The organism is Streptomyces sp. CB01881 (assembly GCF_002953255.1).
GTDB lineage: Bacteria > Actinomycetota > Actinomycetes > Streptomycetales > Streptomycetaceae > Kitasatospora.
In genome coordinates this window covers 8,317,297-8,339,399 of sequence record NZ_CP026498.1, presented here as the reverse complement: position 1 = coordinate 8,339,399, position 22,103 = coordinate 8,317,297, and the positions used below count along the sequence as shown (strand labels likewise).

Annotated in this window: 19 protein-coding genes and 1 pseudogene; 10 read left to right on the top strand and 10 right to left on the bottom strand. The window is 73.9% G+C overall.

The features are described from left to right. The first annotated feature begins 332 nt into the window (after positions 1-332). Positions 333-1,058, top strand: a complete 726-nt coding sequence (locus C2142_RS26385; RefSeq protein WP_148645245.1) for a GNAT family protein — start codon at positions 333-335, stop codon at positions 1,056-1,058. Positions 1,059-1,070: 12 nt separating this feature from the next. Here the strand turns inward: C2142_RS26385 and C2142_RS26380 are convergent, their stop codons facing one another. Beyond that, the gene (locus tag C2142_RS26380; protein WP_194235812.1) at positions 1,071-2,339 is read right to left on the bottom strand and encodes an ADP-ribosylglycohydrolase family protein; all 1,269 of its coding nucleotides are present in this window, start codon (positions 2,337-2,339) and stop codon (positions 1,071-1,073) included. A gap of 26 nt (positions 2,340-2,365) precedes the next feature. On the opposite strand from C2142_RS26380, the gene C2142_RS26375 reads away from it, so the two are divergent. Next, a complete protein-coding gene (locus C2142_RS26375; RefSeq protein WP_148645244.1) occupies positions 2,366-3,256 on the top strand; it encodes a hypothetical protein in 891 nt (296 codons plus the stop codon). Further along, positions 3,160-3,444: a hypothetical protein gene (locus C2142_RS26370; RefSeq protein WP_148645243.1), complete on the top strand. Its 285-nt coding sequence runs from the start codon at positions 3,160-3,162 to the stop codon at positions 3,442-3,444. Before C2142_RS26375 ends, C2142_RS26370 begins: the two co-directional genes overlap by 97 nt. Before the next feature lie 118 nt (positions 3,445-3,562). On the opposite strand, the gene C2142_RS26365 is transcribed toward C2142_RS26370, so the two are convergent. The 6 genes from C2142_RS26365 to C2142_RS26340 form a co-directional block, all read right to left on the bottom strand. Further along, positions 3,563-4,081 carry a ribonuclease domain-containing protein gene (locus tag C2142_RS26365; protein WP_148645242.1) on the bottom strand — a complete coding sequence of 173 codons (519 nt, stop codon included), beginning with the start codon at positions 4,079-4,081 and terminating at the stop codon, positions 3,563-3,565. 268 nt (positions 4,082-4,349) lie between these two features. Then, complete coding sequence (gene ppdK / locus C2142_RS26360; RefSeq protein WP_148645241.1) at positions 4,350-7,058, bottom strand: pyruvate, phosphate dikinase; 2,709 nt, start codon at positions 7,056-7,058, stop codon at positions 4,350-4,352. A gap of 563 nt (positions 7,059-7,621) precedes the next feature. Continuing rightward, complete coding sequence (gene dusB, locus C2142_RS26355) at positions 7,622-8,791, bottom strand: tRNA dihydrouridine synthase DusB (RefSeq protein WP_148645240.1); 1,170 nt, start codon at positions 8,789-8,791, stop codon at positions 7,622-7,624. Between the two features lie 160 nt (positions 8,792-8,951). Next, a complete protein-coding gene (locus C2142_RS26350) occupies positions 8,952-9,749 on the bottom strand; it encodes a DUF4097 family beta strand repeat-containing protein (protein WP_148645239.1) in 798 nt (265 codons plus the stop codon). A gap of 2 nt (positions 9,750-9,751) precedes the next feature. Beyond that, positions 9,752-10,396, bottom strand: coding sequence for a response regulator transcription factor (locus C2142_RS26345; RefSeq protein ID WP_148645238.1), 645 nt, complete (start codon positions 10,394-10,396; stop codon positions 9,752-9,754). Continuing rightward, positions 10,384-11,613, bottom strand: coding sequence for a sensor histidine kinase (locus C2142_RS26340; RefSeq protein WP_148645237.1), 1,230 nt, complete (start codon positions 11,611-11,613; stop codon positions 10,384-10,386). The genes C2142_RS26345 and C2142_RS26340 overlap by 13 nt, the downstream gene beginning before the upstream one ends. Before the next feature lie 135 nt (positions 11,614-11,748). Here C2142_RS26340 and C2142_RS26335 point away from each other — a divergent pair, with 135 nt between their 5' ends. Then, positions 11,749-12,291: a hypothetical protein gene (locus tag C2142_RS26335; RefSeq protein ID WP_148645236.1), complete on the top strand. Its 543-nt coding sequence runs from the start codon at positions 11,749-11,751 to the stop codon at positions 12,289-12,291. Next, positions 12,288-12,701: a hypothetical protein gene (locus C2142_RS26330; RefSeq protein ID WP_148645235.1), complete on the top strand. Its 414-nt coding sequence runs from the start codon at positions 12,288-12,290 to the stop codon at positions 12,699-12,701. Before C2142_RS26335 ends, C2142_RS26330 begins: the two co-directional genes overlap by 4 nt. A 92-nt stretch (positions 12,702-12,793) precedes the next feature. On the opposite strand, the gene C2142_RS26325 is transcribed toward C2142_RS26330, so the two are convergent. Further along, positions 12,794-13,696 carry a helix-turn-helix transcriptional regulator gene (locus C2142_RS26325; RefSeq protein WP_148645234.1) on the bottom strand — a complete coding sequence of 301 codons (903 nt, stop codon included), beginning with the start codon at positions 13,694-13,696 and terminating at the stop codon, positions 12,794-12,796. Between the two features lie 311 nt (positions 13,697-14,007). Here C2142_RS26325 and C2142_RS26320 point away from each other — a divergent pair, with 311 nt between their 5' ends. Next, positions 14,008-15,357: an MFS transporter gene (locus C2142_RS26320; protein WP_241003273.1), complete on the top strand. Its 1,350-nt coding sequence runs from the start codon at positions 14,008-14,010 to the stop codon at positions 15,355-15,357. A 211-nt stretch (positions 15,358-15,568) separates the two neighbouring features. Next, positions 15,569-16,906, top strand: coding sequence for an ALF repeat-containing protein (locus tag C2142_RS26315; RefSeq protein ID WP_148645231.1), 1,338 nt, complete (start codon positions 15,569-15,571; stop codon positions 16,904-16,906). Between the two features lie 222 nt (positions 16,907-17,128). On the opposite strand, the gene C2142_RS26310 is transcribed toward C2142_RS26315, so the two are convergent. After that, complete coding sequence (locus C2142_RS26310) at positions 17,129-17,566, bottom strand: hypothetical protein (RefSeq protein WP_148645230.1); 438 nt, start codon at positions 17,564-17,566, stop codon at positions 17,129-17,131. Positions 17,567-17,658: 92 nt separating this feature from the next. Here C2142_RS26310 and C2142_RS26305 point away from each other — a divergent pair, with 92 nt between their 5' ends. From C2142_RS26305 to C2142_RS26295, 3 genes are all read left to right on the top strand, one after another. Beyond that, entirely contained in the window at positions 17,659-18,237 is a 579-nt protein-coding gene (locus C2142_RS26305) for an NADAR family protein (RefSeq protein ID WP_148645229.1), read from the top strand. Next, positions 18,234-19,352 carry a hypothetical protein gene (locus tag C2142_RS26300; RefSeq protein WP_148645228.1) on the top strand — a complete coding sequence of 373 codons (1,119 nt, stop codon included), beginning with the start codon at positions 18,234-18,236 and terminating at the stop codon, positions 19,350-19,352. The genes C2142_RS26305 and C2142_RS26300 overlap by 4 nt, the downstream gene beginning before the upstream one ends. A gap of 68 nt (positions 19,353-19,420) precedes the next feature. Next, on the top strand, positions 19,421-20,794 hold the full coding sequence (locus C2142_RS26295; RefSeq protein ID WP_153882822.1) for a hypothetical protein: 1,374 nt from the start codon (positions 19,421-19,423) through the stop codon (positions 20,792-20,794). A 78-nt stretch (positions 20,795-20,872) separates the two neighbouring features. On the opposite strand, the pseudogene C2142_RS26290 reads toward C2142_RS26295, so the two are convergent. Then, a pseudogene (locus C2142_RS26290) lies at positions 20,873-22,103 on the bottom strand (glycine--tRNA ligase); the annotation flags it as partial.

The window sequence follows — 22,103 nt, the reverse complement described above, 5'->3', positions numbered from 1 at the left end:
ATCACGACCCGGCCCGGTGCTCGGCCAGTCACCCACGACGCATCTTGCCTTCACCTGGCCGCCTGCTTCCCTTCGCGCTCTCGTTTCCTCTTCGGCCATCTCGCGGACGCACACTGTCCCCTCGCTCATCCCGCCGGACCGGTCCGTCGACCCGTGTCCGTTCCGGCACCGCGCTGCCCGCCACCGGGCCGCCGCCCCCACCCCGCTCGACCGGCCTCCGGCGTGCGCGGCCTTGGACGGGCGGCCTCCGGAGCCGGGGCGAAGTCCACCGCAGCCCGCGCCCTATCCCGGCACGGGACGCGCCCTCCGACCGATGAAGGACCGAAGGTTCCGTGCCCGTACCTGTCATCCTCACCGGCCGCACCGTGCGGCTGGAGCCCCTCGCCGCGCACCACGCCGAGGCCATCGCCGAGGCCGGCGCCGAGGACCGTACGACCTATGCCTTCACGGCCGTCCCGCACGGCCTGGAAGCGGCCCGCGACTACATCGCGCGCGCCCTCGCCGACCAGGCCGCGGGCCGGTCGATGCCGTTCGCGACGGTGAACCTCGCCGACGGCCGGGTGGTCGGTTCCACGCGCTTCCTGGAACTCGACTACTGGCAGGGCCCGGTCGTCTGGCCGCCGGTGCCCGGCGTGCCGTTCGGCGACCCCGCCACGGCCGTCCCGGACGCCGCCGAGATCGGCAACACCTGGCTCTCGCCGCGCGCCCAGGGCACCGGCATCAACACCGAGGCGAAGCTGCTGATGCTGCGGTACGCCTTCGAGGAGTGGGGCGTGCAGCGGATCTCGCTGCGCGCCGACGCCCGCAACCTGCGCTCCCGGGCGGCGATCGAGCGCCTCGGCGCCACCTGCGAGGGCGTCCGCCGGGCTCACTCGCGCGGACTGGACGGGGTGGTGCGTTCCACCGCGTTCTACTCGATCCTCGACTCGGAGTGGCCCGCCGTGCGGGACATCATCGAGCTGCGGATCGCCGCCGCCACCTCGCCGAGCGCCCCGGACCGGGCGATCAACCAGGAGTGCCTTAGACACGGCGGCGCCGCGCACCTGATCACGGCCTGACGAGGGGCGGCCTCAGGCCGGCGGGTCCACCAGGCAGGGCCTCCCGGTCGCGGCGGTCCTCAGCACCCGGGTGAGGACGTCGAGGCCGTGCGGATCCACCGGCAGCGCCGGCCAGCGGTCGGGGCTCGCCTCGACCACCGCGGACACCGGGCGCCAGCCCCCGCGGACGCGGGCGACCGTCACCTCCCAGACCGCGAAGCGGTTCGGGCGGCAGATCCGGACGGTCCCCTCGTGGGTGTGGACGGTCCAGCGGAAGTCCAGCGTGACCGGATCCGGCCCGGTCCGGATGCGCTGCCACTCCTCGTCCGTCCACTGCACGTCCGGGACGGGGTGGGGGCGCGGCACCCGCATCCCTCCCCTCCCCGGCCCGTCCGTGACGCTGCCGGGCTCCGGGAACGCCCAGGCCGGAAGCGGCTCGCGGGCGGCCATCCAGGCCGCCGGGATGCCCGTGGTGCCGGTGTACGCGGCGACCACACCGCCGGTGATGGCGGCGACGGTGTCCATGTCGCCGCCCGCACCGACGGCCTCCCAGACGGCCGCCGGGTAGTCGGTGAGCCGCCGGGCCGCGCACCAGAGCGCATAGGGGACGGTGTCGGCCGCGCTGGTACGGCTGCCGTTGCCGAGCACCCTGGCCGCGACCTTCGGGTCCGGCTCGGCGAGCAGCCCGACGGCCTCGTCCAGCCCCTCCCGAACGGCTCCCGCCGGCGTGTGGTGACCGACCTTCTGCAGGAAGCTCTCCGGTGTCATCCTCGTCGTCCGCGCCTGGACCGCGAAGGCCGCGGCCACCGCGACGGCGATCGCGCCGTCCACCGCCTGCGGGTGGGTGTGGGTGATCAGCGCCGTCTCGACCGCCGGCCGGATCGCCTCCGGCGGGTTCGCGGCGTACAGCGCCCCCAGCGGCGCCACCCGCATCGCCGCGCCGTTGCCGTACGAGCCCTGGCCGTCGAAGAGTTCGGCGGCCAGGGCCTTGGCGTCGCCGCCCTCGCGGACCAGCCGCAGCAGGCGGTTGGCGGCCGGACCGTAGCCGCGGTCGAAGTCGTGCCGGCGGGCGAAGGAGTGGGTGAGGTCGAAGGTGTCGACGGCGCCGCGTTCGGTCCGGGCCGCGTACACCGAGCAGGCCATCTCGGTGTCGTCGGTCCACGGCCAGGGGCCGGGCGGTGCGCTGCGGGCGGCGAAGTGGGCCGCGGCGGTGTCGGGTACGAAGAACTGGGCGCCGAGGGCGTCGCCGACGGAGAGGCCGTTGAGCGCGTCGAGCGCGGGGCCGGTGTGAAGGGTACTCATCGCGCCCAAGCCCAGCCCCCCGACCGGTGCGGCGTCAACCTCATTCCCGGCCCGCTCCCCCGGAGAGGGACGTTTCGCATACCTCCGACCCGGGCGGGAAGCACCCGGGCATAACCCGCGTCGACCTCCTCGACCCGCTGCTGCTGCTCGGCGCCGACCAGCAGCACATCGTCACCCGGGCGCAGCTGCGCCGCCTCGGCGTACCGCCCGGCACCATCGCCCACCGGCTGCGCCCCGGCGGCCCGTGGCAGCGGGTGCTGCCCCGGGTGATCTGCCTGCAGACCGGGAGGCTGACGTCGCATCAACGGCGGCGCGCGGCGCTGGCGTACGCCGGGCCGAAGGGCAGGGCGGTGCAGGGCGGCGAGGTGCTGCTGACCGGGGTCGCCGTGCTCGCCGACGCGGGGCTGCCGTCCGCCGGGCACCCCGCGGACCTCGCCGAGGTCGACGTGCTGATCCCCGGCCAACGCCGGGTCGCCGACCGGGGGTTCGTCCGGGTGCACCGGGCGGCCGGGGCGATGCCGGGCGGATTCGAGCGGGACGACGGGCTCTGGAGCACCACGGTCTCCCGGGCGCTGGCCGACCTGGCGCCGTGCGAGACCGGGCGGCGCCGGCTCCGGGCTCTCTGCGCGGAGGCGGTGCAGCGGCGCCACTGCGCCTTCGGGGAGCTGCTGGACCAGCTGCTCGCCCGCCCCGGCACCCTCGAACTCCCGCACGTCGCGCAGGTGATGGAGGGCCTCTCGGCCGGGGTGCGGTCGGTGGTGGAGGGCGAGGCCCGGGAGCTGGTGCACGGGCGGGCCTGCCGGAACCGCTCTGGAATCCGGTGCTCTTCCTGGACGGCCGCTTCCTCGCCGTCCCGGACGCCTACTGGCCGCACGCCTGCGTCGCGCTGGAGATCGACTCCCGGGCCTGGCACCTGAGCCCGGCCGGCCACGAACGCAGCCTGGCCCGCGCCAACCGGCTGACCGCCGCGGGCCTGCCGGTCGTCCGCACCACCCCCGTCCGGCTGCGGCGCGATCCGGCCTCCGTGCTCCAGGAGTTGGCCGCCCTCCTCGCCACCGGCCCGCACGGCCCGCACGCGCGGCTCAGCTGGCGACGGGCCCGGTGAGGCGGCGGGCATCGCGCGGACGGGCAGCCCTCTCCGCCCCGGCGGACGCCGGCAGCGAACGCCGAAGCCGCCCGCGGCCTGGGCGGCCGCCTGGGCCCGCCGGGCGAGGCGCAGCGCCTCAGCAGCGCGGGTCGATCTCCTGGAAGCTGCCGTAGTGGTCGGCCGTCCAGTACTGCTCGCCGGCGTCACCCGTGACGACGCGTCGGGTGCCGCGGTCGCCCGAGCCGGGGGTGACGACGGTGAACTCGTGGTAGTAGCCGGAGGTCTTCCGCGGGAGGCGGTTCTCGCGGTTCTCGAAGACGATGCCGTCGGAGCGGTACGGGTACGGGCCGCCCTTGGCGATCAGGCCGAGGGTGTCGAGGGCCTGGCTCGGCAGCCTGGTGCGGCAGACGTCGGCGAGCGCGGGGTCGGCGGGCACCCAGGTGGCGGCCGGCGGCGACGGCCTGGGCGCGGACGAGGCCGGCGCGGACGGCTTGGGCGCGGAGGACCTGGAAGCCGTCGGACCCGCGGCGGAGGCCGTGCCCACGGCGGCCTTCGGGCGGCTCGCCCCGTCGTCCGAGAGGACGTACCCGGCCGCGGCCGCGATCACGCAGATCAGGACGGCCACGAGGACGAACAGGCGGTTCTTGCTGGTCATGCGCTCCAGCTTGGCAGCGGGCCCGGCCACCGGCGGACAGCCACACACGTGGCCAAGGCCACACCCCGCGCGCACGAGGAAAGCGGCTGGGGCGGGAACGGACGCCGTTGTCCGTTCCCGCCCCGGCCGCGTTACGTACGCCGGTTCTCCTGCGCCGAGCTCCGGTGTACGCCCTCCCGGGTGGGAGGGATGCGGTCAGCGAAGGGACCGCGCCGTGGTCGGATGGGCCCTCCTCGCCGATGCCTGGCGAGGAGGGCGCCTACCCGCCTCAGCGCGAGTCGCTGCCCGCGGTCTCGATGGCGGCGCGGCCGGCCTCAAGGCGCGCCACCGGGATCCGGAAGGGGGAGCAGGAGACGTAGTCCAGCCCCACCTCGTGGAAGAAGTGCACCGACTCCGGGTCGCCGCCGTGCTCGCCGCAAACGCCGAGCTTGAGGTCGGGGCGGGTGGCCCGGCCGGCCTCGACGGCGTGCTTGACGAGCGAGCCGACGCCGTCGCGGTCGATGGTCTCGAACGGGGAGACCCCGAAGATTCCCTTCTCCAGGTAGGCCGTGAAGAAGGAGGCCTCCACGTCGTCCCGGGAGAAGCCCCACACGGTCTGGGTGAGGTCGTTGGTGCCGAAGGAGAAGAACTCGGCGGCCTCGGCGATCTGGCCGGCCGTCACGGCGGCGCGCGGCAGCTCGATCATGGTGCCGAGCTTGATGTCCAGCTGGACGCCGGTGGACTGGGCGACCTCGGCGAGCACGCGCTCGCACTCGTCGCGGACCAGCTCCAGCTCCTGGACGGTGCCGACCAGCGGGATCATCACCTCGGGGCGCGGGTCCCCGCCGGCCAGCTTGCGCTCGGCGGCGGCCTCGGCGATGGCGCGGACCTGCATGCCGAACAGGCCGGGGATGACCAGGCCGAGGCGGACGCCGCGCAGGCCGAGCATCGGGTTCTGCTCGTGCAGCTTGTGCACCGCCTGGAGCAGGCGCAGGTCGTTCTCGTTCGGGTCCCTGCGGGCCTCGGCGAGGGCGACGCGCACCGACAGCTCGGTGATGTCGGGCAGGAACTCGTGCAGCGGCGGGTCGAGCAGGCGGACGGTGACGGGCAGCCCGTCCATCGCCTGGAAGAGCTCCACGAAGTCGCCCTTCTGCATCGGCAGCAGGGTGGAGAGCGCGAGCTCGCGGTCCTTGTCGTTGTCCGCCAGGATCAGGTGCTCGACCTCCTTGCGGCGCTCCTCGCCGAGGAACATGTGCTCGGTGCGGCAGAGGCCGATGCCCTGGGCGCCGTAGCGGCGGGCGCGCCCGCCGTCCTCGGAGTTGTCGGCGTTGGCCCGCACCGCGAGCCGGCGGCGGCCGTCGGCGTGCGACATCAGCCGGTGCACGGCCTGGACGAGGCCGCCCTGGACGTCGGCGCCGGCGTGCAGGGTGCCCTCGAAGTACTCGACCACGGGGGACGGCAGCACGGGTACCTCACCGAGGTAGACCTTGCCGGTGGCACCGTCGATCGAGACGATGTCGCCCTCCTCCAGCACCAGGCCGTCGGAGGTGGTCATCCGGCGGCGCTTGGTGTCGACCTCAAGCTCCTCGGCGCCGCAGACACAGGTCTTGCCCATGCCGCGGGCGACGACGGCGGCGTGCGAGGTCTTGCCACCGCGCGAGGTGAGGATGCCCTCGGCGGCGATCATGCCGTCCAGGTCGTCCGGGTTGGTCTCGCGGCGGACCAGGATGACCTTCTCGCCGGAACGGGACCACTTCACCGCGGTGTAGGAGTCGAAGACGATCTTGCCGATCGCGGCGCCGGGCGAGGCGGCGAGGCCCCAGGCGATCTGCTTCGAGGCGGAGTCGGGGGCGAAGCGCGGGAACATCAGCTGGGAGAGCTGGCCGCCGGTGACCCGCATGAGGGCCTCGTCCAGGTCGATCAGGCCCTGGTCGACCAGCTGGACGGCGATCCGGAAGGCCGCGGCCGCGGTGCGCTTGCCCACGCGGGTCTGGAGCATCCAGAGCTTGCCGCGCTCGATCGTGAACTCGATGTCGCAGAGGTCGCGGTAGTGGTTCTCGAGCTTCTGCATGATCGCCATCAGCTCGTCGTACGACGACTTGTCGAGCTTCTCCAGCTCGGACAGCGGCAGCGTGTTGCGGATGCCGGCGACGACGTCCTCGCCCTGGGCGTTGGAGAGGTAGTCGCCGTAGACGCCGACGGCGCCCGTGGAGGGGTCGCGGGTGAAGGCGACACCGGTGCCGGAGTCCTCGCCGAGGTTGCCGAACACCATGGAGCAGACGTTGACCGCCGTGCCCAGGTCGTTCGGGATGCGCTCCTGGCGGCGGTAGAGCCGCGCGCGGTCGCCGTTCCAGGAGTGGAAGACGGCGTGGACCGCGAGGTCCATCTGCTCGCGCGGGTCCTGGGGGAAGGCCCGGCCGGTCTCGCGCTCGACGATGCCCTTGAACACCTCGACCAGTTCCCGGAGGTCGGAAGCGTCCAGGTCCAGGTCGTTGACGGTGCCCTTGGCGTGCTTGGCCTCGTCCAGGGCCTCCTCGAACAGCTCGCCGTCGACGCCCAGCACGGTCTTGCCGAACATCTGGACCAGGCGGCGGTAGGAGTCCCAGGCGAAGCGCTCGTTGCCGGACTGCGCGACCAGACCGGCCACCGAGGCGTCGGAGAGGCCGATGTTCAGGACGGTGTCCATCATGCCGGGCATGGAGAACTTGGCACCGGAGCGGACCGAGACCAGGAGCGGGTTGTCGGCCTGGCCGAGCTTCTTGCCCATCTCCTGCTCAAGGGCGTCCAGGTGGGCGCTGATCTCCTCGTGGAGCGAGGCCGGCTCGGTGCCGGTCTCCAGGAAGACCTTGCAGGCCTCGGTGGTGATGGTGAACCCCGGAGGGACCGGGAGGCCCAGGTTGGTCATCTCGGCCAGGTTCGCGCCCTTGCCACCAAGAAGATCCTTGAGGTCCTTGTTTCCTTCGGTGAAGGAGTAAACAAACTTCTGCTGGGACGACACGGGTCGGTCTCCTCGCACACGGTTGCCCTGACGCCGGAGAACATACCCATTTCGAAGGCACTTCTGCGCCGCCAATAGGCCGTACGAGGCCCGTACTCGGTGGTAACCCAGCAGATCGAATGCACATAAAGGCGTTCACCTCTGTTGGTGAAATCGTCCGGATGACGCTAGCTTGCCTTCAAGTCTTGAAGGCAAGGAAACTGGAAGATCACACGATCGGGACGGAAAGTAGCGGTCGGCCGTCCACCGTGCCACCCCGGCTTGATTTCCTGCACCCGGACCGGCCGATCCCGCGCCACCCCCTTCGGGAAGCGATTCACCGCCGATGTGGCCATTTCGTCCCCTGAGTGACCGTCAGTCGCCACCGCATGTGGCAAGCGTCACGAGTGCATCTCGCCCGCCGGACGTAGTCCTCCTCCGCCGATCGTCGCACTGTGTGCACGGATGTGCTCGTTCCGTGACACCAATGCACCAAAAAGGAGCCCTCTTGGCCAGATAGGACAAGAGGGCTGGGACGCGGTGGCAATCACCGGTCACGAGGCATTTTTGCCACTACGGACAGATCATCCGCCAGAGGTGTCCGATTCGGCGTCCACGCTGGGCAGAGCGCAGTCGTACGGATCGTCCAACCAGCCTTCCGGCAGAACCACCCGGTTGTTGCCGCTGGTGCGCCCGCGCGGGCCGTCCGCACCGGCCGGCCAGAGCTGGGACTGCTCCACCTGGGCGAGGGTTTCGGCCAACCCGGCCAGCGAGGAGGAGTTGGCCAGCCTCACCCGCAGCTCGGAGCCGACCGAGAAGCCCTTGGTGTACCAGGCCACGTGCTTGCGGAAGTCGATCACGCCGCGGGCCTCGTCGCCGATCCACTCGCCGAGCAGCTGCGCGTGGCGCACCATGGCCCGCGCCACGTCGGCGAAGCTCGGGCGGGCGTAGTCCACCTCGCCCTCGAAGATCGCGACCAGGTCCTTGAACAGCCACGGCCGCCCCAGGCAGCCGCGGCCGACCACCACGCCGTCGCACCCGGTCTCGCGCATCATCCGCACCGCGTCGTCCGCCGACCAGATGTCCCCGTTGCCGAGCACCGGGATGTGCGCCGGGACGGACTCGCGCAGCCGGGCGATCGCCGACCAGTCCGCGGTGCCCCCGTAGTGCTGGGCCGCGGTGCGGCCGTGCAGGGCGATCGCGGCCACGCCCTCCTCGGCGCCGATCCGGCCGGCGTCCAGGAAGGTGAGGTGGTCGTCGTCGATGCCCTTGCGCATCTTCATGGTCACCGGGAGGTCCCCGGCGTTGGCGACCGCCTCGCGGAGGATCTCGCGCAGCAGGTTGCGCTTGTACGGCAGCGCCGATCCGCCGCCCTTGCGGGTCACCTTGGGGACGGGGCAGCCGAAGTTCAGGTCGATGTGGTCGGCCAGGTCCTCGTCGGCGATCATCCGGGCCGCCTTGCCGACGGTGACCGGGTCCACCCCGTACAGCTGGATCGAGCGCGGCTTCTCGCTCGCGTCGAACCTGATCAGCTGCATCGTCTTGGCGTTGCGCTCGACCAGGGCCCGGGTGGTGATCATCTCCGAGACGTACAGGCCCTTGCCGCCGCTCTGCTCGCGGCAGAGGGTGCGGAACGGCGCGTTGGTGATGCCGGCCATCGGTGCCAGCACGACGGGCGGCCACACCTTCATCGGGCCGATGGTCAGCGGCGCGAACTCGTCGGTGGTCGCGGTGGGTGCGGGCGTGACTGTCATGCGCGGCTGACCTCGGGGACGGGGGCTCGGGACTCTTCATTGTCCCCCACCCGCGGATCGGGCCCTCAGCCGTCCGGTCCGGCCGTCCCCCGTCGGCCCGGCCCCGCTCGCCGGCCCGGCCCCGCTCCGGCCCCAGGCCCGGTCGCCGCCCGGCCCCGGGTCAGCCCTCGGCCGGGACCACGTTGACCGCGCCCGAGGTGGTGGAGACCTGGACGGTGTCCGGGCTGGCGGGGTCGGACAGCCCGGTGTCCACGTGGACGTCGCCCGAGCCGTGGTCGACGGCGAAGCTGTAGCCCGAGCCATGCGGCAGGGTCACCGACACCGATCCCGAGGTCGCACCGACCGACACCACGTGCGGCGGGCGCGCGAAGTCCAGTTCGACCGCGCCGGAGGTGGCGTTCACGTCGACCCGGCCGGAGGTCAGGCCGGTGCCCTTCACCATCCCGGACGTGGTCCGCGCGTACACCTGCCCGGAGAGCCCGGACAGCTCGATCGCCCCCGAGGAGGCGTCGAGCCGGACGTCCCCGCTCAGGCCGCCGACATCGACGCTGCCGGAGGACGCGCCGCCGTCCACCGAGATGCCGGCCGGCACCTCCAGCTCGATCTGCGCGCCGCAGCCGAGCTCCACGACCGGCAGCACCTGGTTGCAGCGCATCCGGACGGTGACCACGTCGCCCACGACGAGGGTCTCGACCCGCGGCCGGCGCACCGTCCAGTCCAGCCGCTGGGTCACCACGACCCGGCCGGGCTGTCCCGGCCTGATGCGCACCGCCGCGGTACCGGTGTCCAGGTGCACCCTGGTCGCGGCGACCGGGTACGCCCGGTAGTACACCCGTTCCTGCTGCACCACCAGCCCCCAGGTCTGCACGGCGCCGAACGCCATGGTCAGCGCCATCGCCAGCGTCCCGGTGATCCGCCAGGCCCGGTGCCCGCCGACCGTCCCCCGTCCCCACCCCACCGCTACCCGACCTCCAGGAACCGCAGCACCGCCAGCACCCGGCGGTGGCTGGCGTCGGCCGGCGGCAGGTCGAGCTTGGTGAAGATCGAGTTGATGTGCTTGGCCACCGCGCTGTCGCTGACCACCAGGGCGGCGGCGATCGCGGCGTTGGAGCGGCCCTCCGCCATCAGGCCGAGCACGTCCCGCTCGCGCGGGGTCAGCTTCTCCAGCGGATCCCGGTGACGGCGGACCAGCAGCTGGGCGACCACCTCCGGGTCCAGCGCGGTGCCGCCCTCGGCGACCCGCTGGAGGGCGTCGACGAAGTCGTCCACGTTGGCCACCCGCTGCTTGAGCAGGTAGCCCACCCCGCTGGTGTTGGTGGCCAGCAGGTCGGCCGCGTACCGCTCCTCGACGTACTGGGAGAGCAGCAGCACCGCCACCTCCGGCCACTGCCGGCGGATCATCAGCGCCGCCCGGACGCCCTCGTCGGTGAAGCCGGGAGGCATCCGGACGTCCGCCACCACCACCCCCGGCCGGTGCTCCTCCACCGCGGCGAGCAGCTCCTCGGCGTCCCCGACGGCGGCGGCCACCTCGAAGCCCACCGCCTCCAGGACCTTGACCAGGCCGACCCTGAGCAGGACCGAGTCCTCGGCGATCACAGCGCGCACGGCAACTCCACGGTGATGGTGGTGGGACCCCCGAGGGGGCTGAGAACGGACAGCGTGCCGTCGACCGAGGCGGCCCGCTTGCGCAGGCCGGTCAGCCCGGTGCCGCGCGAGGCGTCCGCGCCGCCGACGCCGTCGTCGCTGACGACCAGGAGCAGCCGGCCCCCGGCCGTCCGCACCGAGAGCTGGACCCGCGAGGCGCGGGCGTGCTTGGCGACGTTGGTCAGCGCCTCGGAGACGGTGAAGTAGGCGACCGCCTCGACGGTCGGCGCGATCCTCTCGGTGAGGTCGACGTCGAGGCGCACCGGCAGCGGGGCGCGCGCGGCGATGCCGGACAGCGCCGCGTCCAGGCCGCGGTCCTCCAGGACGGCCGGGTGCAGGCCGCGGACCAGGTCGCGCAGTTCGTCGATGGCGGCCTGGGCCTCCTCGTGCGCGTCCACGATCACCTGCATGACCTCGGGCGGGACGTCCTTGAGCGCGCGCCGGGCCAGGCCCAGGTTCATCGCCAGCGAGGTGAGCCGCTGCTGGGCGCCGTCGTGCAGGTCGCGCTCGATCCGGCGGCGCTCGGCGTCGACGGCGTCGACCAGGCCGGCCCGGCTCTCGGCGATCTCCTCGACCCGGCGCTCCAGCGTCTCCGCCCGGCCCGGGCCCAGCATCCGCCGGGCGGCCGTCTCCTCCAGCCGGGCCAGCCACGCGACGGCCCAGGGCAGCACCGCGAGCAGGACGGCGCCGCAGAGGGTCACCGGGACGTCCAGCTGGAGCGGGTGCTCCCGCACCGGGCTGGACGACGGCATCAGCCACGCCCAGCCGAGGACGGTGGTCAGCAGCAGGCCGGCGCCCCACGCGTACAGCAGGCAGAGCGAGCCGAGCGCCAGCAGCGGGCCGACCAGCAGGTGGTAGCCGGCCTGACGCCAGCTCACCCCCGTGCGCAGCCGGGTCAGCAGGCCCGCAGGGGTGTCCGCGGACCGCAGCAGCGCCGGCACCTCGACGCCGCGCAGGGCGCGCAGCCGGCCGCGCTGAGCCGCCGTCAGCAGGCGCAGGCAGAGCAGGGTCAGGGCGGTGACCGGCAGGAAGGCCTTGGGGGTCAGGCAGGCCAGCCAGATCGGCATGGCCAACGGGATGCCGGCGGCTATGAAACGGACGTCGCGCCAGGCGGCGGCCGACCACGGCGGGCGCTCGGCGCTCCTGGCGAGCGCTCGGCGCAGCGGGGTGGAGGGCATGCCCGACAGCGTAGGCCCCGAAGATCGACTGACGCCATGAAGGGGGCTGGAGGACGGGGGTGTACCTGGCTACACCCCCGATTCGGAGCGGTGCACTACCGACACCGGGGGGTGGTGCGCGGAAGTCTTGAGGACATGACGAGCCCTGCACCGCACTCCGCCACTCCGCCCCACGGGCGGCCCGCCCCGGGCGCCGGGACGGCCGACGCAGAAGGGCCGCTGCCCGTCGGCCCGGCCGACCCGGCCGGTCCCGCCGGTCCGCGCGGGCCGTGGGCGGTGCGCAGTGCCCGGGCGACGCGGGGGCGTGCGGCGCTGGAGGTGTACGAGCACGGGGAGCTGCTGGACGTCCTGGTCGCGGCCCGGCTGACCTCGCAGCTGCTGCGCGGTGCCCGGCGCTGCGCCGTCCCCGGCTCCCGGGGGCGGTACGGGCTGGCCTGGGGGCGGCTGGCGCAGGACGGCGCGGCGCCCGCCGTACGGTTCACCGGCGGGTGGCTCGGACGGGCCGGCCGGGTCGCCGGGAGTCCCGAAGTGGTCACGGTGGCCGGGGAGTTCTGGCTCGCCTGGGCGCACGGGCGGTTCGACGGGGTGCTGGTGGAGCACGCGGGCGGCTGCGAGCGGCAGTCGCTGGCGCGGGTCCCCGGCCGTCGGCGCGGTGCCGCGACCGGCGGTGCGCGATGAGCACCGCCGTCCTGGGCGCCGCGGTTCGTGGCGCCACGGTTCGTGGCACCACGGCTCCGGGCACCGCGGCGCTGCCGGCGTGGGCCGAGCGGGTGCCCGCCTTCGCGGCACTCGCCCTGCTGCCCTGGCTGGCGGTGCTCGCCGTCAGCCACGAGATCCCGTGGGTCGTCCTCGACCTGCTCGAACTCGCCGCCCTGCTCTCGCTGGACGCGCTGCTGCGCCGCCGCAGCCCGGCCGCGATCCTGCCCGCCTGCGCGGTGGCGCTGCTGCTCGCCGGCGACGCCCTGGCCGACATCGGCACCGCCGGCACCGGCCTGCCGCTGCTCGCCGCCGTGGTGATGGCCGGCTGCATCGAACTGCCGCTGGCCGCGCTCTGCCTGGCACTCGGCCGCCGCGCGGCCCGCGCCTGACCCACCGCGGTCCGGCCGGCAGCACGCCCCGGTGCCCGCGCTGCCACGCCCCGCTCCGGGACCCGCCCCTACGCCTCGCTCCGCGCCCGGTCCTACGCCCCGCCCTGCGCCCCGCCCTGGAGCCCACCCGCCATCAGCTCCATCCGCTCACGGGTCTCCTCGTCCCTGGGCGTGTACGCGATCAGGCGGGCGCTCGGACGCGGCCCCAGCCAGAAGTTCGTGTAGTCGCAGTGCAGCAGCCCGACGCCCGGCACCATGAACCGCTTCAGCCCGTTGCCCGGGAGCATCACGTCGTGCCGCTGCCAGGCCGCCTCGAAGTCCGGTGAGGCCTTGCGCAGCCGGGCGAGCAGCGCCTTCCAGGCCGGTTCGGCACTGTGGTCGGCCATCCCCGAGCGGAACCGGGCCACCATCCCGTCCCGCTCGTTCTCGTGGTCCACCAGCACCTCCCGGAACCGCGACGGCGTGAACGCCATCCACATCAGGTTCCGGTCCTCGAAGGGTAGTTCGTCGAGGTTCCCGACGAGATGGGCGTACGAGGGGTTGTGCGCCAGCACGTCGTACCGGGTGTTGACCACCGCGGCCGGCATCGGCGACATCTGCTCCAGCACCAGCCGGATCGCCGGAGTCACCGTCAGGCACTCCCGCACCGGCGCCGGGTCCTCCGTCCCGGCCAGCACGAACAGGTGGCCCCGTTCGGCCGGATCCAGCAGCAGCGCGCGGGCGACCGCGTCCAGCACCTGGGCGGACACCTGGATGTCCCGCCCCTGCTCCAGCCACGTGTACCAGGTCACTCCGACCGCGGCGAGCTGCGCCACCTCCTCGCGGCGCAGCCCCGGCGTACGGCGGCGGCCGGTCATCGGCAGGCCCACCTGCTCGGGCGCGATCCGCTCGCGACGGCTGCGCAGGAAGGCCGCCAGCTCGTGCCGCCGGGCCTCGTCGGGGGCGGGGACGGCTCTCACCGGCGCGGTCGTGGCGGGGGCGGTGGTCAGGCTCATGCACCCAGCATGCGCCAACGCGCATCCTGTTGCCAGGTACTTCTTATACCTGGATAACCACACTCTGGTACCAGGTTGGCGGACGGCGGATCGTATGACCCGTGACCCCACAACTCGCCGTCGCCAAGACCACCGTCGCCGCAACCGCCCGTCCCGCCGGACCGGCCACCGCCGCCTCCGCCGCCCCGGACTCCGCCCCCTCCCCGAGGCCCTCCGCCGAGAGCTCCGCCCAGGCCTCCACCAGGACCTCCGGGAAGGGCTCCGCCGCGGCCGCCCCGGGCTCCGTCCTCGGCACCGCCGGGCTGGTCACCGTGCTGCTCGGCGCCTTCCTGCCGATGCTCGACTTCTTCATCGTCAACGTCGCCCTGCCCACCATCGACCACGACCTCGCCGCGGGCCCCGCCGTCCTGGAGCTGGTGGCCGCCGGCTACGGCATCGCCTTCGCCGTGCTGCTGGTCCTCGGCGGGCGGCTCGGCGACATCTTCGGCCGCCGCCGGCTGTTCGTCGTCGGCGCCGCCGCCTTCGCCCTGACCTCGCTCGCCTGCGGACTCGCCCCCGGCGCCTGGACCCTGGTCGCCGCCCGCGCCGCCCAGGGCGCCTCGGCCGCCCTGCTCATCCCCCAGGTGCTCGGCACCATCACCGCCGCCACCCACGGCGCACGCCGCGGCCGCGCGCTCTCCGTCTACGGCGCGGTCGGCGGCATCTCGGTGGTGATCGGGCAGGTCCTCGGCGGGATGCTGGTCGCCGCCGACCTGTTCGGAAGCGGCTGGCGCTCCGTCTTCCTGCTGAACGTCCCGTTCGCCCTGCTCGCCCTCGTCCTGGCCGTCCGCTACGTCCCCGAGAGCCGCGCCGAGCAGGCCGCCCGCGTGGACGTCCCCGGAACGCTGCTGCTCACCGCCACCCTGCTCGCCCTGCTCGTCCCGCTGATGGAGGGCCGCGCCGCCGGCTGGCCGCTCTGGTCCTGGCTGCTGCTCGCGCTCTTCCCGGTGTTCGCGGTCGCGTTCGGCGTGGTCGAGCTGCGCGCCGAACGCCGCGGTGCCACCCCGCTGGTGCCGCCCAGCCTGCTGCGGATCCCGGAGATGCGGCGCGGCCTCGGCATCGCGCTCCCCTACTTCGGCGGCTTCGGCGGCTTCATGTTCGTGATCGCCGTCGCCCTCCAGCAGGGCCTCCACCTCGGGCCGGTCGCGGCCGGCTGGGCGCTCGTCCCGATGGCCGTCGGCTACTTCGCCGCCTCGCTGTCCGGCCCCCGCCTGATCGGCCGCTTCGGCAGCCGCGTCCTCACGGCCGGGGCCGTGGTGCAGGCCCTGGGCCTCGCCACCCTGGCGCTCACCGTCCTCGCGGACTGGCAGCACTTCTCGCCGCTGCGGATGGCCCCCGGTGTCGCCCTTGCCGGCATCGGCCAGGGCCTGATCGGCACCCCGCTGTTCCGCGTCGTCCTCTCCAAGGTCCCCGCCGACCGCGCCGGTGTGGGCAGCGGCGTCCTCGCCACCGGCCAGCAGTCCAGCCTCGCCCTCGGCGTGGCCACCCTGGGCAGCCTCTACCTGGCCCTCTCCTCGACGCTGGGCATGGACCGCACCCTGGCCCTCTGCCTCGGCATCCAGCTCCTGGGATCCTTCACCATCCTGTACCTGACCACGCGTCTCCCCCGGTCCATCGGCTGACGGCCCCGGACGGCCGGGTCACGGACGGCGCCGCGCCCACCTGCCCCCGACGGGGCGGGCGGGCGCGGCGCCGTTTGTCGGCAGTTGTCCGTAACATCCTGAACGAACCCACCCCGCCGAATAGTTGATATGCCGAGCAGCCAGAACGATCTATGCTGTGCAGGTTCACGAACCTTCCCCGTGATCTCCCCATGAGAAGCAGGTCTGCTTGATGAAGTTGCCCCGGGCGTCCGCTGTCCTCGCCGCGGCTGTGCTGGCCCCCACCGTCCTGTTCCCCTCGATGGCGTCCGCCGCGGACCAGCCGAAGCCCACCGGGCTGTCCGGTCCTGACACGGCGTCCGACCCCGCCGGGGACCACGACACCACCCAGGAGGACCGGGACCGCGCGGAGATCCAGCGCATCCTGGCCGACAAGGAGACGGGCCGCGGCGTCCGCGAGGCCGCCGAGAAGGCCCTCAAGGGCAGCGCCGTCGACCTGCGCCACTTCTTCGAGGTCGAGCTGGACAAGCAGCGCCAGGACGACGACCGGGTCAAGCTCGCCCAGATCATGGCCGCGGGCGGCCCCGCCGTGAAGAAGGCCGCCGGCGCCGCACTCGACGGCACCTACGCCGACGTCGTCAAGTTCCTCAAGGAGGGCCAGTACACGGCCCGCGCCGAGGACGACGACCGAGCCGCGGTGGAGCGCATCCTGGCCGACAAGGAGACGGGCCGCGGCGTCCGCGAGGCCGCCGAGAAGGCCCTCAAGGGCAGCGCCGTCGAGCTGCGCCAGTTCCTGGCGACCGGCCTGGAGGAAGCCCGCACGTCCGACCTCCGGCTGAAGGCGGTGCAGATCGCCGACGCGGGCGGGCGCTCCGTCAAGGAGGCCGTCGACAAGGCTCTCCGGATCAACACCGCCGAAGCCCTCCACAAGCTCTTCGACGAGGACCTGCCCAAGGCCCGCGCCGAGGACGACCGGGTCGCGGTGCTCGTCATCATCGCCAACAAGGAGACCGGCCCGCGGGTCAACGCCGCCGCGCAGAAGGCGCTGAGCGGCACGCCCGAGGACGTCCGCCGCTTCCTCGACGTCGAGCTGCCGGCCCTGCGCGAGAGCGACGACCGGGTGAAGGTCTCCCAGCTCCTGGAGGCCGGCGGCCCCGCCGTCAGGAAGGCCGCCGGCGCCGCGCTCGACGGCACCTACGCGGATGTCGTCAAGTTCCTCAAGGAGGGCCAGTACACGGCCCGCGCCGAGGACGAGGCCAACGCCGCGGCCGCCGCCAAGCCCACCCAGCCGGCCCCGCAGCCCGACCAGGCCGCCCAGGGCGCCGGTACTGGCGTTGGCACCGGCACGACCGTCCAGACCGCCGCCAACGTCTCGACCACCGGCACCAACCCGGCCTCGGCCCACGCGCCGGCCGCCGCCTGGACGACGACCACCGCGGCCTCCGGCCGGCTCGCCGCCACCGGCGCGGGCGACGACCTCGGCTGGGAGGCCGGCGGCGCCGCCGCGGCCGTCGCCGCGGGCGCGGCCCTGGTCGCCGTCTCCCGCCGCCGCCAGGCCACCGGGAGCTGACCCCGGCTCCCCCCGGCTACAGCGTGCCCCGGCCCACCGGCCGGGGCACGCCGCTTTCCGCGGGCCGGGGCAGTGGGCCCCGGGGCTCCAGGCCCCCGGGTCTCCAAGCCTCCGGACCTCCGGTGCGAACACGCCGTCCCACCGCGGGCGTCCGCCTCTCCCGACGACGCCACCACCGGTGCGGAGCGGGAAGCCGGCGAGTCCGACGTCCCGCTCCGGCCCTCAGGTGTCCCTGGCCGGCACGCGTTCCGCGTCGAGCCGGATGGTGGTGAAGTGGTGGCCGTCGCCGCGGAGGCGGACGGCCGGGGGGAGGTTGTCGCCGAGCGCGTCCAGGACCTCGGCACTCGGGTGACCGAAGAGGTCGATGCCGTCGAGGACCACCGGGGCGGTCAGGCAGAGAGGGTCCCGGGTGAGGTCGACGCCCGCCAGGCCGGGAACGTCCTCGTAGCGGCCGTGGCGGTCGCCGACGTCACCGAGGACGCCGAGCCGGAGACCCTCGTACTCCGCCGTGAACGACCAGCCCGCCCCGCAGACCCACCCCTCGCGCACGTCCGCGACGGTGGCGACGGCCCACTGCGCGGTCCGCTCGTCGTCGCCGAAGCGGAGCACGCCCGCGCGGCCGGGCAGGCGGAGGCCGACACCGGGGAGGATCTCGAACACACGGCGATGATTCCGCTCCGAGGGCCCCGGCCGCAACCGGCGTGCGGGGAAAGCGCTGGCACCGCCCACCCCCTTCATGTCAGGATGACGATATGAGCAGCACGTACACGGGGGACCCACTCGACGCCCGGAACCGCGCGGAGTTGACGGCAGCGATCGCGGCCGGCGCGCAGCCGAAGTGGCTGATGTTCTGGGGCCACCGGCCGCAGCGGGACGGGTCGGTCGGGCCGGGGTCGCTCAGCCAGTGGTGGCCGTCCGGGTTCAGCGTCGACGGGGTGGCGTACGCCAGCGCCGAGCACTGGATGATGGCGGGCAAGGCGCGGATGTTCGGGGACGAGGCGATCGTGCCGCACATCCTGGCGGCCCGCACCCCCGCCGAGGCGAAGAAGCTCGGCCGGATGGTCAAGGGGTTCGACGAACCCGCCTGGGCGGCCGGGCGGTTCGAGCTGGTCACCGAGGGGAACGTCGCCAAGTTCGGGCAGGACGAGGCACTGCGCGCGTACCTCCTCGGCACGGCGAACCGCGTCCTGGTCGAGGCCAGCCCGGTGGACCGGCTCTGGGGCATCGGACTCGCCGCCGACGACGAGCGTGCGCAGCGGCCGGCCGACTGGCGCGGGGAGAACCTGCTCGGGTTCGCCCTGATGGAGGCCCGTACCCGGCTGGCGCGGTGAGCACCGTCGCGCACGTCCTGGACGCCGCGGTGGTCGTGTCGGCCGTCGCCGCCCTGGCCGTCACGCCACGGGCGTTGAGACGGGAGGTCCGGCCCGGGCGCGGAGGCGTGCCCGGGCCGGAGGCGTTGCTCGCGATCGTGGTGGCGCTGATCCTCGTCAACCAACTGGCCTTCGCCGTCTACGTCCAGCGGGTGCACGGGGGGAGCACCGAGTTCATCGCGCGGTACCTGCCGCCCGGTTGGTTCGACGTGCCGCGCGACAACCCGGTCGTCGACTGGTTCGCCGCGCACACGCCCGCGCCCGGACTGCTCGCGCCGTCCGTCCTCCGCGTCCAGGCGTTCCTCGAACTCCCGCTCGTGCTCCTCTCGTTCGCCGCGGTGCTGCGCCGGCTGGACCGGGTGCTGTACGTCCGGGTGGCCTGCTCGCCACTGCTCCCGCTCGCCGCGGCCTCGTACACCGTCGCGTTCTGCGCGGTCGAGTGGGACCTCCGCAACCCGTACACGGTGGACGACATCGTCATCCGGGTGCTGTCGGCGGTCGTCACCCCGCCGCTCCTCGCCTGGATCGCGGGACGGGAGCCCGACACCACGCCGTACGCCCCCCGGCCGCTCGTCTTCGCGGTCGACCTCTGGGCGTACGGCCATCTGATGCTGACGCTGTACGACAGCGTCCTGCTCTACAACCTCGCCCGCCTCGGCCCCGGATTGGAGAGCACGCTCACCGTGCCGGCCGTGCTCGTCGCGACCACCTTCGCCTCGCGGTACGAGGAGCTTCCCGGCCCGCGCGTCACGGCGCTCTCGCACACCCTCGGCCGGGGCCTCGCGCTGTTCCTCGTCCCCGCCCTCGCCATCCGGTACGCCGGCAGCTTCGGCACCCCTTGGGTCGCCGCTGCGGCGGGCGCCGTGGTGCTGCTCGCCGCCGTGGCCGGGCACGCGGTCCGGCTCGCACTCCCCGCCGTCGCCGGTGCGGGCGCCGGCGCCCTGGCCGTCCTCTGGTTCCCGGCGCCGTACTACGAGGCCGCCCTGCTCCCGGCGGCCGTCGTCGGGCTCCTCGCCGCCACCGCCACCTGTGCGGCCCTGGATGCGACTCGCCAACCGCTGGACGCACTCCCGTAACTCGGCAGCCGTATACCGACGCCAGGATGACCCGCAATCAGGGTCGAGATGGATAGGGTGCGGCGATCATGCGGATACGTCACACAGAACAACCAACAACCGGGCACATCGGCGAGAGCGAGCAGGACGCACTTGAGCTCCGAGCGGAGCTGGACGAGTTATTCCGGGCCAGGCAGTACGCCAACCAGCGCGAACGCCGCCTCAGGGAGGCCGTGCGGGCCCTCCCGGAGCGGCAGCGGCCGGACGGGGAGCTGTTGCGGCAGCTGGACCAGGCGCGGACGCTGCGCGAGGACCTCGGCGCGCGCTGCATCGAACTGACCGAGCAGCTCACCGCGTTGGAGGGCCGCCTGCGCCAGCCGGCCCCGCGGCAGGGCGGCCCCGCGTCGCGGCAGGCCGGCCCCGCGCCCCGTCAGCCCGCCGGGGCCCACTTCCCGGACAGCGTGTACGAGGAAGCGCCCGCCCCCGGAACGCCACAACCGGCACCCCCCGCCACCGGGGCCCGCTTCGGCAGGCCCCAGCCACAGCCCCAGCTTCAACCGCCGCCGCACTCCCAGCTCCCGCCCCAGCCCCAGCCCCAGCCCCAGCCCCGATCCGAGTTCCAGCCCCAGCCCCAGCCCCGGCCCACGGAGACCGCAGGGGCCACGGCGGCACCCCCTCCGCCGCCGATCCCCCAGAGCACCCAGGGCCCCCGCCGCCGCTCCCCCGCCGAACTCGCCGCCCTCGCCGAACAGGTGAGCGCCCTGCACCGCCAGGGCGCCGCCCACGCGTACACCGCCCTGCTGGAGGAGGCGGCCACCCTGCTCCTCCCGCAGGACACCGCCCACCTGACGGGCCTGCTCGCCCGCGGCGGCCCGCCCGACGCCTCCCTCCTGCTGGCCCGCGGCGCGGCCCGGAGCACCCCCGCACAGGCCGCCGGCACGCTCGCCGAGTTGCGCCAGGCGGGGCTGGCCGCCGAGGCGGCCGAGCTGTTCCACGCCCTGTGGAGCTACCCGGTGGCCGCCCTGCCCGCCCTGCTGGCGGCGCTGGAGCGGGCCGGGCAGCACGCGGACGGCGCCACCCTGCTCTGGGAGTGGGGATCCGCACCGACCGCCGAACTGGCCGCGCTCGCCACCGCACTGGAGCGCGGCGGCCGGTCCGGCGACGCCCGGGCGCTGCTGCGCCAGGCCGCGGGCCGGCCCACCGCCGATCTCGCCGCGCTGGCCGGCTCGCTCCCCGCCCCGCTGCCCGCCGCCCTGCTGCACGACCTGGCGGCGCTGCGCCCGCCGGACGAACTGGTCGGACTGGCCGCCGCCCTGGAGCCGCACCGGGAGCTGTACGGCGCCCTGCTGGCCGCCCTGACCGCGGACGAGGTCCGCCACCGCAGCACCCTCGCCGCCCTCCGCACGGCCGGCCTGCCGACGACCCAGGCCGCCCCGCCCCGCTCCCGCTGGGGGAGGCGCTAGGGAGCCGGCCCCTGCAGGACGCAGGGAGCCCCCGCCCGCCCGAAGGCGAACGGGGGCTCCCCGGAGCAGAACCGGACGTCAGCAGCCGATCAGCCGCGCCGCCAGGTACGACTTCACCTGGTCCAGCGAGACCCGCTCCTGCGACATGGTGTCGCGGTCGCGCACGGTCACCGCGTTGTCCTCAAGGGTGTCGAAGTCGACGGTGACGCAGAACGGCGTGCCGATCTCGTCCTGGCGGCGGTAGCGCTTGCCGATCGCGCCGGCGTCGTCGAACTCGACGTTCCACGCGGTGCGCAGGTCGGCGGCGAGGCCGCGGGCCTTCGGCGAGAGGTCGGCGTTGCGCGAGAGCGGCAGCACGGCGACCTTGACCGGGGCCAGGCGCGGGTCGAGCCGCATGCCGACGCGCTTCTCCATGACGCCCTTGGCGTTGGGCGCCTCGTCCTCGAAGTAGGCGTCGATCAGGAAGGCCAGCATGGCGCGGTTGAGGCCCGCCGCCGGCTCGATGACGTACGGGAAGTACCGCTCGCCGGACTCCTGGTCGAAGTACTTGAGGTCCTGGCCGGAGGCCTCGCTGTGCACCGTGAGGTCGTAGTCGGTGCGGTTGGCGACGCCCTCCAGCTCCGAGAACTCCTGGCCGCCGAAGTTGAAGCGGTACTCGATGTCCACCGTGCGCTTGGCGTAGTGGGAGAGCTTCTCCTTCGGGTGCTCGAAGAAGCGCATGTTCTCGGTCCGCAGACCGAGGTCGACGTACCAGTCCCAGCGCTGCTGGAGCCAGTAGTCGTGCCACTGCTCGTCCTCGCCCGGCTTGACGAAGAACTCCATCTCCATCGAACTCGCGGGTGCGGAAGATGAAGTTGCCGGGGGTGATCTCGTTGCGGAAGCTCTTGCCGGTCTGGGCGATGCCGAACGGCGGCTTCTTGCGCGAGGTGGTCTGGACGGCCTTGAAGTTGGTGAAGATGCCCTGGGCCGTCTCCGGGCGCAGGTACGCCAGGCCGCCGGCCTCCTCGGTCACGCCGAGGTGGGTCTTCAGCATGCCCGAGAACTCCCGGGGCTCGGTGAAGGAGCCCTTGGTGCCGCAGTCGGGGCAGTTGATGTCCATGAGGCCGTTCGGCGGCGGGAAGCCGTGCTTGGCCTCGTACTTCTCCTCCAGGTGGTCGGCCCGGTGGCGCTTGTGGCAGGAGAGGCACTCGGTCAGCGGGTCGTTGAAGGTGGCGACGTGGCCGGAGGCCTCCCAGACCTCACGGGCCAGGATCACCGACGAGTCGAGGCCGACGACGTCCTCGCGGGCCTGGACCATCGCGCGCCAGGC

Excerpts from the sequence above, each read along its gene's own strand:
- C2142_RS26340 (WP_148645237.1), bottom strand. The coding sequence starts at position 11,613 with ATGCCCTCCACCCCGCTGCGCCGAGCGCTCGCCAGGAGCGCCGAGCGC.
- C2142_RS26295 (WP_153882822.1), top strand. The coding sequence starts at position 19,421 with ATGCGGATACGTCACACAGAACAACCAACAACCGGGCACATCGGCGAG.
- C2142_RS26325 (WP_148645234.1), bottom strand. The coding sequence starts at position 13,696 with ATGAGCCTGACCACCGCCCCCGCCACGACCGCGCCGGTGAGAGCCGTC.
- C2142_RS26365 (WP_148645242.1), bottom strand. The coding sequence starts at position 4,081 with ATGACCAGCAAGAACCGCCTGTTCGTCCTCGTGGCCGTCCTGATCTGC.
- C2142_RS26330 (WP_148645235.1), top strand. The coding sequence starts at position 12,288 with ATGAGCACCGCCGTCCTGGGCGCCGCGGTTCGTGGCGCCACGGTTCGT.
- dusB (WP_148645240.1), bottom strand. The coding sequence starts at position 8,791 with ATGACAGTCACGCCCGCACCCACCGCGACCACCGACGAGTTCGCGCCG.
- C2142_RS26380 (WP_194235812.1), bottom strand. The coding sequence starts at position 2,339 with ATGAGTACCCTTCACACCGGCCCCGCGCTCGACGCGCTCAACGGCCTC.
- C2142_RS26315 (WP_148645231.1), top strand. The coding sequence starts at position 15,569 with ATGAAGTTGCCCCGGGCGTCCGCTGTCCTCGCCGCGGCTGTGCTGGCC.
- C2142_RS26305 (WP_148645229.1), top strand. The coding sequence starts at position 17,659 with ATGAGCAGCACGTACACGGGGGACCCACTCGACGCCCGGAACCGCGCG.
- C2142_RS26335 (WP_148645236.1), top strand. The coding sequence starts at position 11,749 with ATGACGAGCCCTGCACCGCACTCCGCCACTCCGCCCCACGGGCGGCCC.